General features: G+C 65.3%; 15 protein-coding genes and 1 tRNA gene. 4 read left to right on the top strand and 12 right to left on the bottom strand.

What is annotated here, in order from left to right; all coding sequences use genetic code 11:
- The first annotated feature begins 46 nt into the window (after window positions 1–46).
- Entirely contained in the window at window positions 47–1,006 is a 960-nt protein-coding gene (locus V9L18_RS15650; RefSeq protein ID WP_337348088.1) for a hypothetical protein, read from the top strand.
- Window positions 1,007–1,045: 39 nt separating this feature from the next.
- The gene (locus V9L18_RS15645; protein ID WP_337348087.1) at window positions 1,046–1,231 is read left to right on the top strand and encodes a hypothetical protein; all 186 of its coding nucleotides are present in this window, start codon (window positions 1,046–1,048) and stop codon (window positions 1,229–1,231) included.
- 86 nt (window positions 1,232–1,317) lie between these two features.
- Here the strand turns inward: V9L18_RS15645 and V9L18_RS15640 are convergent, their stop codons facing one another.
- From V9L18_RS15640 to V9L18_RS15590, 11 genes are all read right to left on the bottom strand, one after another.
- Window positions 1,318–2,166 (bottom strand): aldo/keto reductase, encoded by an 849-nt coding sequence (locus V9L18_RS15640; RefSeq protein ID WP_337348086.1) that lies wholly within the window; start codon window positions 2,164–2,166, stop codon window positions 1,318–1,320.
- A gap of 84 nt (window positions 2,167–2,250) precedes the next feature.
- The gene (locus tag V9L18_RS15635; RefSeq protein WP_337348085.1) at window positions 2,251–2,706 is read right to left on the bottom strand and encodes a hypothetical protein; all 456 of its coding nucleotides are present in this window, start codon (window positions 2,704–2,706) and stop codon (window positions 2,251–2,253) included.
- A gap of 7 nt (window positions 2,707–2,713) precedes the next feature.
- Window positions 2,714–3,352 carry a bacterial proteasome activator family protein gene (locus V9L18_RS15630; RefSeq protein WP_337348084.1) on the bottom strand — a complete coding sequence of 213 codons (639 nt, stop codon included), beginning with the start codon at window positions 3,350–3,352 and terminating at the stop codon, window positions 2,714–2,716.
- Between the two features lie 38 nt (window positions 3,353–3,390).
- Complete coding sequence (locus tag V9L18_RS15625; protein WP_337348083.1) at window positions 3,391–3,855, bottom strand: GNAT family N-acetyltransferase; 465 nt, start codon at window positions 3,853–3,855, stop codon at window positions 3,391–3,393.
- A gap of 1 nt (window position 3,856) precedes the next feature.
- Window positions 3,857–4,060, bottom strand: coding sequence for a YbdD/YjiX family protein (locus V9L18_RS15620; RefSeq protein WP_337348082.1), 204 nt, complete (start codon window positions 4,058–4,060; stop codon window positions 3,857–3,859).
- The gene (locus tag V9L18_RS15615; RefSeq protein ID WP_337348081.1) at window positions 4,060–6,360 is read right to left on the bottom strand and encodes a carbon starvation CstA family protein; all 2,301 of its coding nucleotides are present in this window, start codon (window positions 6,358–6,360) and stop codon (window positions 4,060–4,062) included. The genes V9L18_RS15620 and V9L18_RS15615 overlap by 1 nt, the downstream gene beginning before the upstream one ends.
- A 229-nt stretch (window positions 6,361–6,589) precedes the next feature.
- Window positions 6,590–6,874 (bottom strand): DUF1540 domain-containing protein, encoded by a 285-nt coding sequence (locus V9L18_RS15610; RefSeq protein WP_337348080.1) that lies wholly within the window; start codon window positions 6,872–6,874, stop codon window positions 6,590–6,592.
- Window positions 6,875–7,011: 137 nt separating this feature from the next.
- Entirely contained in the window at window positions 7,012–9,846 is a 2,835-nt protein-coding gene (locus V9L18_RS15605) for an ABC transporter permease (protein ID WP_337348079.1), read from the bottom strand.
- A 64-nt stretch (window positions 9,847–9,910) separates the two neighbouring features.
- A complete protein-coding gene (locus V9L18_RS15600; RefSeq protein ID WP_337348078.1) occupies window positions 9,911–10,648 on the bottom strand; it encodes an ABC transporter ATP-binding protein in 738 nt (245 codons plus the stop codon).
- Window positions 10,645–11,256 carry a PadR family transcriptional regulator gene (locus V9L18_RS15595; protein ID WP_337348077.1) on the bottom strand — a complete coding sequence of 204 codons (612 nt, stop codon included), beginning with the start codon at window positions 11,254–11,256 and terminating at the stop codon, window positions 10,645–10,647. Before V9L18_RS15595 ends, V9L18_RS15600 begins: the two co-directional genes overlap by 4 nt.
- A 150-nt stretch (window positions 11,257–11,406) precedes the next feature.
- A complete protein-coding gene (locus V9L18_RS15590) occupies window positions 11,407–12,390 on the bottom strand; it encodes an NAD(P)H-quinone oxidoreductase (protein ID WP_337348076.1) in 984 nt (327 codons plus the stop codon).
- 108 nt (window positions 12,391–12,498) lie between these two features.
- On the opposite strand from V9L18_RS15590, the gene V9L18_RS15585 reads away from it, so the two are divergent.
- Both V9L18_RS15585 and V9L18_RS15580 read left to right on the top strand, forming a co-directional pair.
- Window positions 12,499–12,586, top strand: a tRNA-Ser gene (locus V9L18_RS15585).
- A 3-nt stretch (window positions 12,587–12,589) separates the two neighbouring features.
- Window positions 12,590–12,928 carry a VOC family protein gene (locus V9L18_RS15580; RefSeq protein ID WP_337348075.1) on the top strand — a complete coding sequence of 113 codons (339 nt, stop codon included), beginning with the start codon at window positions 12,590–12,592 and terminating at the stop codon, window positions 12,926–12,928.
- A gap of 86 nt (window positions 12,929–13,014) precedes the next feature.
- Here V9L18_RS15580 and V9L18_RS15575 read toward each other — a convergent pair whose 3' ends face one another.
- Entirely contained in the window at window positions 13,015–14,943 is a 1,929-nt protein-coding gene (locus tag V9L18_RS15575; RefSeq protein ID WP_337348074.1) for an FAD/NAD(P)-binding protein, read from the bottom strand.
- Between the last annotated feature and the right edge of the window lie 57 nt (window positions 14,944–15,000).

Raw genomic sequence — 15,000 nt, 5'->3', positions numbered from 1 at the left:
CTGGCGCGTCCAGACCCACCCACTGAAGCCAACCTATGATGGCGTCATGAATGACCACGAGCTGGCCGAAATTGCCAATGCACTCTACGCGCTGCCGCTCGAGGAGTTCATAGCCGCCCGCACGGCTGCAGCGAAGAAGGCAGCCGGAGCCGCAGAAGGACTTCCCGCCGCCGTGCGCGCCTTACCCAAGCCTTCCGTGGCTGCCTGGGCGGTTAATATGCTCGCTGCGCACCAGCCGGACATCCTGGCTCAGCTCAACGAGTTGGGCGGTCGCATGCGCGCCGCCCAGTCCTCCCTTGACGCGGCTGAGATGAGGGAGCTGGGACGGGAGCGCCGCACGCTGCTGGCCTCAGCGGTGGATGCCGCCTGCTCCGTCGCGGAACAGCATGGGCGACGGATCAGCGGAACCGTGGCAACCGCCGTCGAAGAAACGCTCCGGGCGGTAACAGCCGATGAAGGGGCGGCCGCCGCCGTCCAGAGCGGGCGGCTCCTGCAGGTCCTGTCCGCCGACGGCGTGGACACCGTTGACCTCGACGGCGCCGTGGCCGTCCCGGGGGCGGTGGCAGCTCCACAGGCGGCCGGACGCATCCCCGTCAAAAGGAAAAAGCCGGATACGACGGCGGATGTCCCGTCTGCCGCTAAGTCGGATAAGCCGCGCCTCCAGGCCGTGCGGCAGGCACCGCGGCCAGCGTCGCCGTCGGCCCTTGAAAAAGCCCAGGACGCGGAGCGAACGGCGTCTGAAGCCGCCGACGAAGCAGCACGGCAGGCACAGGAACGGCGCGACCAGCTGGCGGCGGCGGAAGCCGACTTTGCGCGCCTCGCCCACGAGGCACAGGAACTCCGTTCCCGGCTCAAGGCCACTGAGGAGGCGCTGGAACGCACGCGGAAGCTACGGGAGACTGTTGCCGCGGAGGCCAAACAGGCCGCCCGCGCGGCGGACAAAGCGCAGCGCTCTGCAATGCTGGCGCGTGAACGTGTCCTCCGGCTGGGCAACACGCGGAGCTGATGCGCCGTTATTGTCAGACCCCGGTTGCACACTGGATTTATGGAAAACCAACTCGTTCAGGAATTTCACGTCACGTACTTCGACGCCGATTGCGGCCGGATCCGGTCAGAGAGCTTTGACACCCGTGAAGAAGCCGAACGCTTCGCGGACCGCTCCTGCACCGCCGAGGACTCCTGGGCCGTGATCGACTCCGTCGCAATCGAGCAGGCCCGGATCGCCGCATAAAACAGAAAGCCCTGCCCAGCCCGGACAAGCCGGGAGGGCAGGGCTGCCGGCACTCCATCAGGGAGCGCCACGCCTGTTTTGGAGCTTTAGGCGAAGTCGGAGACTGCAGGGTCCGGGCCGATGCGGCCCTCGCCGCTTGCGCTCCGGTCCAGTCCGTTAATGGCTTCAATGTCGCCGCTGTCGAGGGTGACCTCCAACGCCGCAAAGTTTTCCCGGATGCGGGATTCCGTGACCGACTTCGGGATGACCACGTTGCCTACGGCCAAGTGCCAGGCAATGACCACCTGCGCCGGGCTGGCCTGGTGCTTGGTAGCAATGGCCGCCACTATTTCATCTTCCAGGAGCTCGCCACCCTGGCCGAGCGGAGACCACGCCTGGGTGAGGATCCCCGCGGACGCACCGAACTCACGCAGTTCCCGCTGGCTGAAGTACGGGTGCAGTTCTATCTGGTGGATGGCCGGAGCCACGCCGGTTTCGTCGATGAGGCGCTGCAGGCCCTCAATAGTGAAGTTCGAGACACCGATGGAGCGGACACGGCCGCGCTTCTGGAGTTCAATTAATGCCTTCCAGGTGTCCACGTACTTGTCCTGTTTGGGCTGCATCCAGTGGATCAGGTACAGATCCAGCGTCTCCAGGCCCAGCCTGTCCATTGATTCCTCGAAGGCCGCCAGCGTGGCCTCGTAGCCCTGGTCCGAGTTCCACAGCTTGGTGGTGATGAAGATTTCCTCGGTGGAAAGGCCGGAGGACGCGATCGCACGGCCAACGCCTGCCTCGTTGCCGTAGATCTTGGCGGTGTCAATATGGCGGAAGCCAGTCTCGAACGCCTGGCGTACAACCTTCTCGGCGACACCGTCCTCAACCTGCCACACACCGTATCCGAGCTGGGGAATAGTGTGTCCGTCGTTAAAAGTAAGTGTGGGGGTAGAAGAAGTCATTCAGCCATCGTGCCAAATGTCCGGCCCCGTCCGCAGCCAAACAGCGGCCGCTAAGCCACACGCGTAAACGGGAATACTCTCGGGCTATGGACCAGCGGCGTCCTCGGCAAGGCGGCGTTCGGCGTCGGCCACCTGTTCGAACACTGATTCAGCGCGCCTCCGGACGGACGCGGCTCCCACAGGAACCGGGCCCACGGCCAGGCGCAGCATCGCAGCCGCCTCTGCAGTAGTGGCCAGCGAATTTCCGGCTTTGGAAAGGGAGCGGTGGACGCCCGCGAGCGACCCCGGAATGTCCAGGCCGTCGCTCGGCGAACGGCGCTGGGCCTCCACGCAGATCAGGCGGACCCGGTCAAGGAGTCCTGCCAGTTCGTTGGCGATCTCAACCAGTTCGGCGTACAACTGGTCGTCCTCGACGCCCTCCAACACCTGGTGGTACCGGTCAAGGCCACGATGGAACCTGTCGTGGGCCCGACGCCACAGGCCCTTGCCAAGTTCGGCGTCATCTTTGCGCCCCTGGCGGGCGCCGGTAAAGAATCCCAACAAGAACCTACAGGTACTGGCCGGGACCGTGGTCCGGTTCCTGCGGCTGTCCCGGCTGTCCCGGCTTTCCAGGTCCGTGGCCCTGAGCTGCGGCAGAAGCACGCTGCGGCTCACCATTTTCGCCAATGACGACGCCCGGAGCAATCACGGTTCCCGGCGGAAGCTGCCTGAGCTGGAGCTGGGCTGCGGCGTGCTCCCTCGCGGCATGCTGGGCCGCGATGGCCGCCTGGATTCCGTGGAAAAGGCCTTCCAGCCAGCCCACCAGCTGGGCCTGGGCGATGCGGAGCTCGGCGTCGGAGGGCGTGCCATTGTCCGGAAAGGGCAGGCTGATCCGTTCCAGTTCCTCGATCAGCTCGGGCGCCAGCCCGTCTTCCAGCTCCTTGATGGAGCGTTCGTGGATCTCGGCCAGGCGTCCCCGGGCGGCATCGTCCAGCGGCGCAGCTTTGACTTCCTCCAGCAGCTGGCGGATCATCGTGCCGATCCGCATGACTTTCGCGGGTTCGTCCACGAGGTCCTGAAGGCTCGTCTTCGACTTCGCACCGGCGCCTGCCTCGGCACTACCCTGCACTGGAAGCCCTGCGGACTCGAGAGTTGTGCCCTCCACAGGGAGGGCTTCTGATGGCTGAGTGTCTTTCGGATCGCTCATGCGTTCATACTCTCACGAGCCGGCGGCCCCAAAGCCAGTCAATGAAGCTGCTTGACCAGAATGGAGCCCTCGTCCGCGATGAAGCCTGATTTGAGGTAGAAACCCACCGCATAGGTGTTCGCCGGAACCCAGACCTCCAACACCTCGCTGCCAGCCATCCAGAACTCCATCGCCGACACGAGGGCGGACCCAATTCCCTGGCGTCGCCAATCGCGGTGGACACCCATCTCCATCAGCAAGAGCTCTGCCCAGGGGCCGGCGGTGCGCCTGCGTTGGACAATGCAGTGCAGGAAGCCCACAGTCAGGGAGCCGTGCTCGGCGACCCAGAACAGCACTGACGGATCGGCAAGGAAGTCCCGGGCGCCGTCGGGCGTTAATGCCCCCGACGGCGCCACAGAGGGATCCTCGTCAAACAGGTTGTCAGCCTCTGAGAGCGTATTGAAAAGCTCCGCGTCCTCCGGACCGAGCCTGCGGATTGCCACCCCGGCAGGCAGTCCCGTCACTTCAGCAGCACCTGCCCTGCGGGTTGGTGTCCTGGCGGTCCGTGCGGTCCCGCCAGAACTCACGTTCAGTCAGTGGTGGCTCCCGATGTCCCGCCGCACGGTGGTACTCCACGTACTTGGAGTACGCGTCGGCGCCCAGTACGCCGCCAAGGTAACGTGAAATTCCGCGGAATCCCGTGACGATAGCGGTCAGGCCGGGGTTCATCAGTGGTGCCGTGCCTTTTCGAACCGGAGGTCCGCCGGCAGTTTGTTCCATTCAGCCATGAGTTCCCTTTCCGCTGGCGTGGGGATGATCCCCGCTGGCGCGAAGACCCTGGACGGGCGGGCCTGGTCCTCGTGGTCCCTGTTCGCAATTCCGGCTTGGTGGTTTCGGAAGGCCTTGGCAGTAGCCAGGAGAGCTGTGGCAATCACGATAATGCTGAGGACCACAAAAATGACGGACAACCAGCCCTGGATCGCAGTGTTACGGACAACCGCTTCCATGGCCGCCACGGTCTTGGCGGTACCAAATTCGGTCTTGCCGTCAGCGAGGGCCTTGGAGAAGGCGGCGTTGTTCGCGAAGTAGCCAACGGCGGGGACCGGGGAGAAGATCTTCTGGAAACTGGCGGTAATCGTGACCACCGCGGCGAAGGCCAACGGCAGGGCCACAATCCACAGGTACTTGAAGGTTCCACGTTTGGCGACGATGGCCAGGCACACCGACAAGGCAATGGCAGCCAACAACTGGTTGGCGATGCCGAACAGCGGGAACAGCGTGTTGATGCCGCCCAGGGGATCCGTCACACCCATCAGGAGTACGGCACCCCAGGCGCCTACCATGATGGCGGTGCACAGCCATGCGCCGGGGCGCCAGGAGTGCTCCTTGAACTTCGGAGCAAAGTTTCCGATCGAATCCTGCAGCATAAAGCGGGCAACGCGCGTGCCGGCGTCAACAGCGGTGAGGATGAACAGCGCCTCGAACATGATGGCGAAGTGATACCAGAAGGCCATCATGGCCGTGCCGCCGATGAACTGCTGCATGATGTGGGCCAACCCCACTGCGAGGGTGGGAGCTCCACCCGTCCGCGAGACAATGCTTTCTTCGCCGACGTTCCGGGCCGTCTCCGCCAAAAGATCCGGGCTGATGTTCACACCCGCCAGGCCCAGGCTGTTAACCCATGTGGCGGCCGTTTCCACTGTTCCGCCGGTCAGGGCTGCGGGGGCGTTCATGGCGAAGTAGAGGCCGCGGTCGATGGAGATTGCCGCGACGAGGGCCATGATTGCCACGAAAGACTCCATCAGCATCCCGCCGTAGCCAATAAAGCGTGTCTGCCGCTCCTTCTCCACAAGCTTGGGCGTGGTGCCGGAAGAGATCAGCGCGTGGAAGCCCGACAACGCGCCGCAGGCGATGGTGACGAAGAGGAAGGGGAACAAAGCACCGGGGAAGACCGGCCCGTTCTCCCGGCTGGCAAACTCGCTGAAGGCCGGAACGGTGATTTCGGGCCGGACCACGATGATGGCCAGCGCGAGCATCACGATCACGCCGATCTTCATGAAGGTGGAGAGGTAGTCACGCGGTGCCAGCAGGAGCCATACCGGAAGGATGGCGGCAATGAAGCCGTAGATGATGAGGCCCCAGGCGATGGTCACCTTGTCCAGGGTGAAGAAGGCTGCGCCCCATTCCGTCTCGGCAACAAGGCCGCCGCCGATGATGGCGGCCATCAGCAGCACAAAGCCGATGAGTGAGACTTCCATGACCTTGCCGGGCCTGAGGAACCGTAGGTAGACGCCCATAAACAGCGCGATAGGAATAGTCATGCCTACGGAGAAGACGCCCCACGGGCTTTCGCCCAGGGCATTGACGACGACGAGCGCCAGGATGGCGACAATGATCACCATGATGAGCAGGGTGGCGATGAGCGCAGCGGTACCGCCGATGACGCCCAGTTCCTCGCGCGCCATCTGGCCCAGGGAGCGTCCGCCGCGGCGCATGGAGAAGAACATCACCAGGTAATCCTGAACGGCTCCGGCGAGGACGACGCCGACGACGATCCAGATGGTGCCCGGGAGGTAACCCATCTGGGCGGCGATGACAGGGCCAACCAGCGGTCCGGCACCGGCGATAGCAGCAAAATGGTGGCCGAACAGGACGTTGCGGTCGGTCCGGACGTAATCCCTGCCGTCGGCCTTGTATTCGGCGGGAGTCGCACGCCGGTCGTCAGGCCTGGTGATGTAGCGTTCGATGACCTTCGAATAGAAGCGGTATCCGATGAGGTACGTGCAGACCGAAGCGAACACGAACCAGATCGCGTTGACCGTCTCGCCCCGAATGATGGCCACCATGAACCAGGCAACGCCGCCAAGCAGGGCGATGGCTGCCCAGAGCGCAATCTTGGCGGGGGTCCATTTCTTTTCCTCGGCCTCCCGGATGGTTTCGTCAACGGCAGTTGCCGGTAGCTTCGGGTCAGTGGCCAGTCGGCCGCCCCCCGACCGCGGGTCACTCAGTTCATCTGGCGTTCCGGCCATGTCTCCTCCTTGAGATTTCCTTCGTCAGTGATTTGCTCCTTGGCACCCTACCAACGGCGCGCCCACGGAAGGCCGGCACTGCGGCCGGGTCGCGTGTCCTTGCGATGAACGGCGGGCACGAAGCGAGAAGCGGTGGACCCGCAGGGTGGTAGCTGGCGCCGTTCCGTGCTGAGCGCACGGAAGGCCTCCGTCCGGGGTTCCCCGGACGGAGGCCTTCAGCGTTCGGGTCTTACGCGTGCGAGTACGTGAGGCAATCCGCGTTGTCAACGCCGGGGCCCACATGGACTTCAGGGGCATTGCACATCAGATGGTCATTGTGGACACACTCGGACCGCTGGCACGCTCCAACATCTGCAAGGACCTTGGGCAGTCCGCCGTGCGTGCCGGTATCGATGAAGGTGGCGCAGCTGGCGTGGTCAGTACTCCCAGCAACGGTGATGGCATGGGCTGTGCAGCCTTCGTGGTCATTGAAAGAGCAACGGGTAACACTGCAATCGGCAACATGAGTTGTCATAAGAGGTTCCTCCGTATCCGGCTGCCCGGGTTGGACAGCGTCCTGCCCCCCACGGTAGGCCCGTTCGCCCCAATCAAAAAGACCCAACTATGTGACGTAATTCCGCTTAATGCCGGCGCCCGCAGTTGTGAGGCTCCTCAGGTCCCAACCTCTCTCCGGGACATCGGCAGCTTCGCGCGGGTAAACAGCCAGGCCAGCGCTGCACCAGTCAGCGGCACGGCCACCAGCAGGGCCGCAAGCTGGAGCCAGGGAACGACGGCGGTACGCGCCAGCCCGGTGGCAGTCACGAGCAGTACCGCGGGCACTATCCCGGCAACGCTTCCGAGTACGGTTCCAAGCCCTGCGGTCATCAGCGCCTGCGAACCTGCGAGCGCCTTCCTCAACCCGGGCGCCGCTCCCACACCCGCAAGCGTCACGTGGTCTTTCCGCGAATCCGCCATGGAAAGGCCGGTGGTGATGCCTGCCGCGCTGAGGGTGATCAGCGCACCCAGTCCCACAATGGACCAGAGTATGAGCGAGGAATCCCGTTCTGCTCCGCGCTCCACGATCAGGGTTGTGTACTGGTTCCCATAGACAACGGCAAGGGCGGAGGACGCCTTATCCGTCCGGACGGCGTCGGGAAAGGCACTGAGTTGGACCAGCATGGCGCCATCTTCCGCGTGCATGCCCGCCGCGGCTGCAGTTTCGGGAGACACGATTCCGTAGTAGGGAACTTTGACGTCCGGCTCCAGCACGGCCGCTGCCACCATGGTCCTGCCTTCCTCTTGGTATCCCTGGAAGGCCTGGGCATTGGCAACGCCCTGCGAGGGTTTTCGCACATCCTGCGCCACCAGTGCCACCTGGCCATTGCGGACGAACACGGGATTAGTCACCACCATCCCGCCGGCGGCAAGTACATCCCGCGCTTCGGCCGTTGGCGCCTTTCCCAGGAGTTTCTCCACGTCATCCACTGTCCCCACCACGATCGAGCCGACGCTTCCCTGGCTTGCATAGGGACGCATGGCGCCCTGGCAGCGCCAGTCATCGGGATCGAGGACGCGCTGACCGGCCGTCATCGGACACTCGTTGCCTTCCGGCACCGCAAGCGAGTACTGCAGGCAGCTGGACGTAGGGGTCTGGGCAGGCGTGGACCCCATCAGTTCGGGACGCATCTCGCAGTTCCGGATACTGGGTGTGCGAAGAACCCGGGTCCATTCGACCGTATCCAGGGCTCCGCTCAGTGCCGTTGCAACTGCGGCAGGGTCCATCTTTTTCGGTTCCGGCATAGTTCCATCAGCCAGCATGGGCTGTCCGGCGAGCAGGGGCACCACGGCCTGGTTCTTCAGCGCCGACCAGTAGTGGTTTTCCTGTTCATTCGCCTGTTGGCTGGACGCCAGGACCATCGCGGCGCTGGCCAGCGTGGCGGCTGCGAGGACGGCGGCGACCGCGGGCACCGTCCTGCTGCGGTTTCGCGACGAATCCCTGGCCGCCATACGGGCAGCAAGCGGCAGCTGCCCCGATCGCCGGGCGAGGAAAGCGACCACGCTCCCGGTCAGGAGGACCAGGGAGACAACAGCCAAGACGGCACCTCCCAGCAGGAACCAGGCAATGACCGGTGTCCTGGAGATAAACACGTCCGGATCTTCACTGGAAAGGGCAAGCCAGCTGCCCGCGGCCAGTGCGGCGGCCGCCACTCCGAGCAGGACAACGCCCAGGACCGCAGGCCGCTTGCCGGCAGGGAGAGGTGCCCGTCCCGATTTGAGAGCGCCGAGAACGGCTTGGCGTGCCACCTGCCGCGCGGGAGCCACAGCTGCCAGCAGGCAAGCGGCGAAGCCCATGACCATCGCCGCGACAGTCAGGAGCGTGTCCGGATGGAAGCCCGGGAAACGGACCGATCCATTCGCGCGCGCCACAAAAACGACGACGGCGGACGCCACAAGTCCCGTGGCCGCACCGGCCGTAACGGCAATGCCGCCCAGCCACAGTGAAGCGGCCATCACCACCGAGCGGATGGTGGGAGTTTCTGCTCCCGAAGCCGCCAGCAGAGCCAGTTCGCGAACCTGGCCTTTGGCACCGACCGCAAACGCCGCCCCCGCGAGCAGCCCCACCTCGAGCAGTGCCAATGCACCCAGGAACGCACCCGTCACGTACGCGGCGAACGGCGTGGAGTTGTTGAACTGCGCTGATGTGCCGTCCGTTCCCAGCTGGTCCTCCGGCGGCGGATTCAGCGCAACGGACCGGGACAGCACCGCCACGCCCGCGGCATTAGCCTCACGGACCTGGTTCCAGGTAACAGGTTCCGGTCCCACCACGTAGTACAGGGTGGACTTGACCACCACCGCCGATGCCTCGCCCGGGGCGGAATCCGCTGGAGCCAGGTCATCCAGGCCGCCTTGACCCGGCTTGAGGTACACGATGGAATTGCTGTCCGAGTACCCGGCATCCCGTAGGGTCCCCACTACAACGAACGTTCCGGCCGAGGTGGCGAGTTCCTCCCCCAGTTCCAGCCCGAACCGGTCCAGCAGGCCAGGTGAGACCAGCATTTCGGCGTCGGTTCCGGGCGCCCGGCCCTGGAGCAGGGTGTACTTGCCGTGGAAGGCCGGCGCCAGCGCGTCCACCGCCCGTCCCACCAACGGCACCTCTGCGGCGCCCGACTCAGCGGTCAGGTCAAGGGTAGTCTCGGGCAGCACGGAATAGCCGTCGGGCACCAGCTCCTGCGGATCCTTCGGTGTGAAATCCGGGTCCTGGTCCCAGTTGCCGGAGGCTATCCGGGTTTCGTCCACGGGGTCCTGGACCATCTGGCCGTTTGTCATCGCCATGGGCCGGAAGCGGGCCTGGGTGCCGCCCAGTTGATACTGCACGCGCTCCGCTGCAGTCTCCTGGGTGCTCTGGAGGAGCGTCACCGCACCGGTCATGGCTGCCACAGGCAGCATGATCAGCAGGATAATCAGGAGGGAACGTCCCTGATGGCGGCGGAGATCGCGCCTGGCCATGCGCATCGCCACATGGAAAGCCTGCCGGCGCCCTCCCGGGGCCGGCTTTAGGTCAAGCGCCACGTCAGTATCCGGCCTGCGCCAAAAGCATGGCGGGGTCGTGCATGGCAGCGGCCTGGTCCACGATCCTGCCGTCGCGGAGGAAAACCACACGATCAGCCCAGGCGGCGTGCCGGGCCTCATGGGTTACCAGCATCACGGCCGCACCGGCGTCCGCGCGGGAGCGGAGCACCTCCATCACGCCTTGGCCAGTGGTGGAATCCAGCGCCCCTGTTGGTTCGTCGGCCAAAATGAGCCGGCGGTCGCCCACGATGGCACGGGCAATGGCCACGCGCTGCTGCTGCCCACCCGACATTTCGTCCATGAAACGCTCGGCGAGCTCCGGGATGCCCACTTGCCGCAAGGCGTCCAGCGCCTGCCGCTGCGCCTTCTTCACGGCCGTCCCGTCCAGCTCCAGTGGCAGTGCCACGTTTTCGGCTGCGGTCAGCGTGGGGACGAGGTTGAAGTCCTGGAAGACGTAGCCCACCGCCCGGCGGCGCAGCCGCGCCAGTTCATTCAGCCCCAATCCACCCAGCGGCGTGGACTCCACAAAAACACCGCCCGACGTCGGCCGGTCCAGTCCGCCTGCCAGCGCCAGCAGGGATGATTTCCCCGAACCTGACGGTCCCATGACGGCGACGAACTCGCCGGCGCTGACGGTGAGGTCAACCTCCCGCAAGGCAGCGACCGCCGTCGCGCCTTCACCAAAGGTCCTGCTGACCTTTGCAAGTTCCAGGACCTGTTGCGGCCCCTTGACGCTCACCGGCGGCTATCCGCGATGAGCGGGGCAGCCTCTTCCGAAGTGACCCCGTTGGACGATTTACGTACTGCTCCCTGGCCGGCGGACTGTGCCTGCTGCACCATCCGCGCTTCGCAGAGATCCAGCCAGCGGACCTCCGCTTCCGTCTGGAAGATCAGTGAATCCAGCACCAGCAGCCAGGCGGTGTCTGCCGACCGCTGGCTTGCGGCAGTATCCCGCCGCGCCTTGGTGTAGTCCTGCAGCGCCCGGATTGACGCCACGCGTTGGGCCTGGATGATTGCCTGGACGTCTACGCCCGGGAGCGTCACTGCCAAGGCCAGCTTGATGGCCAGTTCGTTCCGCGGCGGGTTGGTGCGCTCCACTGGCGCTGCGAACCAGCCCTGCACTTCCGCTTTCCCGGCAGGGGTAATGCTGTAGACCACGTGGCCTTCGCCGTCGCCGCCGTCATTGCTGACCAGGCCATCACGTTCCAGCCGGTCCAGCGTGGTGTACACCTGCCCGATGTTGAGGGGCCAGGTGGTTCCGGTCCGGTTCTCGAACTCAACCCTGAGCTGGTAGCCGTAACGCGGCTGGTCCTGCAGCAGGGCGAGGAGGCTGTGGCGGATTGACATGATGCTCCTAGCGGTGGCGTCAGCGTCGGTATGCACGGACTCCCAAGACCCGTGCATACCGCGTATGGAGTGACCCTAGTCCACTTTCGGCGCCAACGCAATACTGAGTATTCACCGCCGTTTCGGAGCCGCCCGCAGCACGGACGCCGACTACATGACCAGAAGGACCTTGCCCACGTGTTCGCCGCCGTCGAAGTACTTGTGCGCCGCCCGTACCTGGTCCAGAGGGAAGGTCTTGGCCACAAGCGGCCTGATCTGGCCGTTCGTGATCAGAGGCCATACGGACTCCCTGACGGCGTTCATGATGGCACCCTTTTCCGCCACGGGGCGCGGCCGCAGCGCGGTGGCCACCACCGCCGCGCGCTTCCTCAGCAGTTGACCGAGGTCCAGTTCGCCTTTCGCCCCGCCCTGCAGGCCGATCACGATTAGTCGTCCGTAGTCCGCCAGTGCATCAACATTCTGGGGAAGATACTTCGCCCCCACCACATCTAGGATCACGTCCGCGCCCTTGCCGCCGTTCTGGCGCCTCAGGCTCTCCGGAAAGTCCTCCTCGGCGTAGTTGATGGCGATGTCCGCTCCCAGGAACGCCTTTGCTGTGCCTACTTTTTCGTCATTGCCGGCCGTGGTGGCAACCCGTGCCCCCAAGGCTTTGGCAAGTTGGATGGCCATGGTGCCGATACCTCCAGTCGCACCGTGGATGAGCACTGTCTCGCCGGCCTGCAACTGGGCCGTCATGACCAGATTCGAATAGACCGTGGCAGCGACCTCAGGCAGGGATGCCGCCGTGACCACGTCGACGCCGTCGGGAATCCGCAGGACCTGTTCTGCCGGAACGGCCACCTGCTGCGCGTAGCCCCCGCCTGCCAGCAGCGCCACTACTTTGTCACCGACCGAGAATGGTTTACTGACGCCGGGGCCGAAGCCGGCGATCCTGCCGGAGACTTCCAGGCCCGGGATCTCGGAAGCACCCGGGGGCGGAGGGTAGAACCCCCTTCGCTGCTGCACATCTGCGCGGTTAAGGCCGGCAGCGACGACGTCGATCAATACCTCGCCCTGCCCCGGAATCGGAGCGTCCACGTCGCGGACTTCCAGCACCTCCGGACCACCAGGTTCTGAAATATAGACGGCTTTCATGGAGAACTCCCGTTTCTTGCTGATTCGTGCCCCAAAACCAGTGTGCACCGGACGCACGCCAGACTCTGTTTTGTTGCAGCCAACTGCCTATGAAACACTACTCGTTAGGGAAGGTTGTCCGAGCGGCCGAAGGAGCTAGTCTTGAAAACTAGTGTGCGGTAACCCCGTACCAAGAGTTCGAATCTCTTACCTTCCGCGAATGGAACCCCGGTTCACCAGTTTTCTGGCGAACCGGGGTTCCGTCGTTTCCGGGCTCCGGTACACCCCCGGCGCCGGGGACGCAGCCAAGGCCGGCCTCATGGATGCCTCCGGTCATCTCCCGGCAGATGTCCCGTCCAACTGGCAGATTTACTTCGCGGTGGAGGACGCCGACGCAACGATCGAAAAAGCTGTATCCCTCGGAGCGGCCGTCATCGACGGTCCGGATGATTCGCCCTTCGGCCGGTTCGCCACGCTGGCCGACCCCACCGGCGCCATGTTCAAGATCGTCGCGGACAACGTGCTCGTCGCTAATGCTGTGCAGTCCCCGGAGGCCTGAAACCATTAGCCTCAGGGCTCCAAGCTGAACGGGCCCTTCCCCCGGAAAAACCCGCCGGAAGTGAGGGAGCTTCCGGGGTGGGGGTTTCAGCGCCCCAGGATAGCCTGCGCGATCTCGTCGGCGTCGCGGAGGGTGCGCTGCCCGCTGGGATAGGTTGGGCCGCCTGGCTGGACTGCCTCGGCAGCGATGGCGGTACCCCATTGGGTTGCCGAGAGCTGCAGCCCCAACACATAGAGCCCGGCGGACACTGACCCGTTGGCTGCCACAGGCCGGTAGGGATGCGGGCTGACGTCCAAGCCTGTGGCCTGCACGGGTGCGCCCTCCGCCGTCATCATGAGGCGCGGCCGTACCAGCCCGTCCGACAGGAGCTGTTTGAGCAGCGGAGAGTCACTGGCGGAAACCCGGTTGGCCGGGGCGAGCGCCTCCACCATGGTCTTTGCCGCTGCCGGCGGACCCTGCACCCAGGGTGAGGCAGCCGTAAACATCCCGGCACGGCGGTCCAGCCCGAATTTGGGGTCGGGACCAACAAAGCTGACCACGCCGGCACGGGCCAGTGCCGCCAGCTGTTCGGCACGCAGCGCCGGCGGGCCGCTGGCCAGCCCTTCCACAAAGGACTCGAACCAGCCACGGAGCCCGGCGACCCACGATTCGTCGGTGATGCCGCCGTCGGCCACCGCAGTTTTCAGGACGGCCCGCCCGTGGTGGAGGGCGCCGATTGCCATCTTGAGGGGGTCGTCCTCACCCAGGGCGGAGCGGCGGGCGTCATCCATCAGGTAATCGACGACGGCGGCGTCCAGCTCCGAGCGCGAGGCGAACGACCTGCCCGCAAGCGGTGCGGCGAGTCCCGGGAGGTCCAGGCGGTGGCGCGGCGGGACATGGATGGCGAGGACGCTGGCCATGGCGTCCTCCCAGTTGGCCGCACTGTGGGTGTGCGGGTGCAGCGCGAGGTCCAGGGCTTCAAGGAATGCGGCCGGCTCTGCCACGGCCCCTGGCTGCGAGCGCACCAAGGTTGAGTAGTAGGCCCAGAGCGTGTCCCTGTGGAGCAGGGGCCAGAGGTCGTGGTCGAAGCCGGGGCGGATCCCGGCGGCGGCAAACCGTTCCAGCGCAGCGCCGGTCAGGTACCGCAGCCGGATGGATGCTGCGTAATACCCCGCCAGCGCCGCCTTAGTGCGGTAAGGGGTGCCACGGCGTGAGGCGGCGATGATCAGGGGTTCCTGGCCGGAAGGGAGGTAGTCCAGCCGGGGGCCGGCGTCGATAAACTTTCCGCCTCGCCCCTCGGTGAGTTGGCCCATGGCGTCAAAGAAGTTCAGGCCCATGCCCCGGACCAGGACGGGTTCACCTGCCGGGATCGAGTCCCAGTCCACATCGGTGGGGACTGCCGGCGGCAGGTAGCGCAGGCCCATCCGTGCGGCCGATGACTGCAGCTCCCGCTGTTCAGCATTCAGCCGTGAGGGGATGTGGCCCAGGGCCAGCACCACCGAATCTGTCCGCAGGGAACCGCCCCCGGCCAGGCCGACGTCGAACGCTCCGTCTCCGGACGGAACCACCGATTCCGCTGACGTTTCGTGGAACTGGACGGTCACGCCGTCGGGCAGCCGATCCAGCAGATCCCTAAGGGTGCAGCGCAGGTAGCGGCCGTACAGTGCGCGGCTGGGAAAGTCGCCCGATCCCAGTACGGCGAGCTCGGAGCGTTCCTCCATCGTGAGCGACGGCTCCGGATTGTGCCGCTGCCGGGCCCGCCAACCGTTGAAGGTGGTGCCGGCAACAGGAGCCGCCATGGCCGGGTCCTCGGGAATGAGGGTGGGGTAAAACGACTGGGTGTTCATCAGGTACAGCCGGGACTGGCCGGGCTGCCACACGTGGCCGGAGCCGGCCGGGTAGGGATCGATCACATCGATATGCAGCGTGGCCTGCCCGGGCCGTGAAGCCGCGTGCGCCAAGAGGCGTTCCAGGACGCTGGTACCCCGAGGGCCGGCGCCGATAATGGCGGTCCGGATCTGCTGCGTTGTACCCACGGCATCCAGAGTATCGGCTTGTGCGGCGGGCCCTTGACTTGCTAGGGGCGTGCAGAT

Origin of the sequence: Pseudarthrobacter sp. CCNWLW217 (genome assembly GCF_037203985.1) — a bacterium.
GTDB lineage: Bacteria > Actinomycetota > Actinomycetes > Actinomycetales > Micrococcaceae > Arthrobacter.
The sequence above is the reverse complement of the archived record's forward strand: the minus strand, read 5'-3'. Positions and strand labels throughout refer to the sequence as shown.

Bases quoted from the DNA above. Each gene is read 5' to 3' on its own strand.
- V9L18_RS15650 (WP_337348088.1), top strand. From the start codon at position 47: ATGAATGACCACGAGCTGGCCGAAATTGCCAATGCACTCTACGCGCTG.
- V9L18_RS15610 (WP_337348080.1), bottom strand. From the start codon at position 6,874: ATGACAACTCATGTTGCCGATTGCAGTGTTACCCGTTGCTCTTTCAAT.
- V9L18_RS15590 (WP_337348076.1), bottom strand. From the start codon at position 12,390: ATGAAAGCCGTCTATATTTCAGAACCTGGTGGTCCGGAGGTGCTGGAA.
- V9L18_RS15630 (WP_337348084.1), bottom strand. From the start codon at position 3,352: ATGAGCGATCCGAAAGACACTCAGCCATCAGAAGCCCTCCCTGTGGAG.
- V9L18_RS15645 (WP_337348087.1), top strand. From the start codon at position 1,046: ATGGAAAACCAACTCGTTCAGGAATTTCACGTCACGTACTTCGACGCC.
- V9L18_RS15620 (WP_337348082.1), bottom strand. From the start codon at position 4,060: ATGAACCCCGGCCTGACCGCTATCGTCACGGGATTCCGCGGAATTTCA.
- V9L18_RS15615 (WP_337348081.1), bottom strand. From the start codon at position 6,360: ATGGCCGGAACGCCAGATGAACTGAGTGACCCGCGGTCGGGGGGCGGC.
- V9L18_RS15595 (WP_337348077.1), bottom strand. From the start codon at position 11,256: ATGTCAATCCGCCACAGCCTCCTCGCCCTGCTGCAGGACCAGCCGCGT.
- V9L18_RS15605 (WP_337348079.1), bottom strand. From the start codon at position 9,846: ATGGCCAGGCGCGATCTCCGCCGCCATCAGGGACGTTCCCTCCTGATT.
- V9L18_RS15580 (WP_337348075.1), top strand. From the start codon at position 12,590: ATGGAACCCCGGTTCACCAGTTTTCTGGCGAACCGGGGTTCCGTCGTT.
- V9L18_RS15640 (WP_337348086.1), bottom strand. From the start codon at position 2,166: ATGACTTCTTCTACCCCCACACTTACTTTTAACGACGGACACACTATT.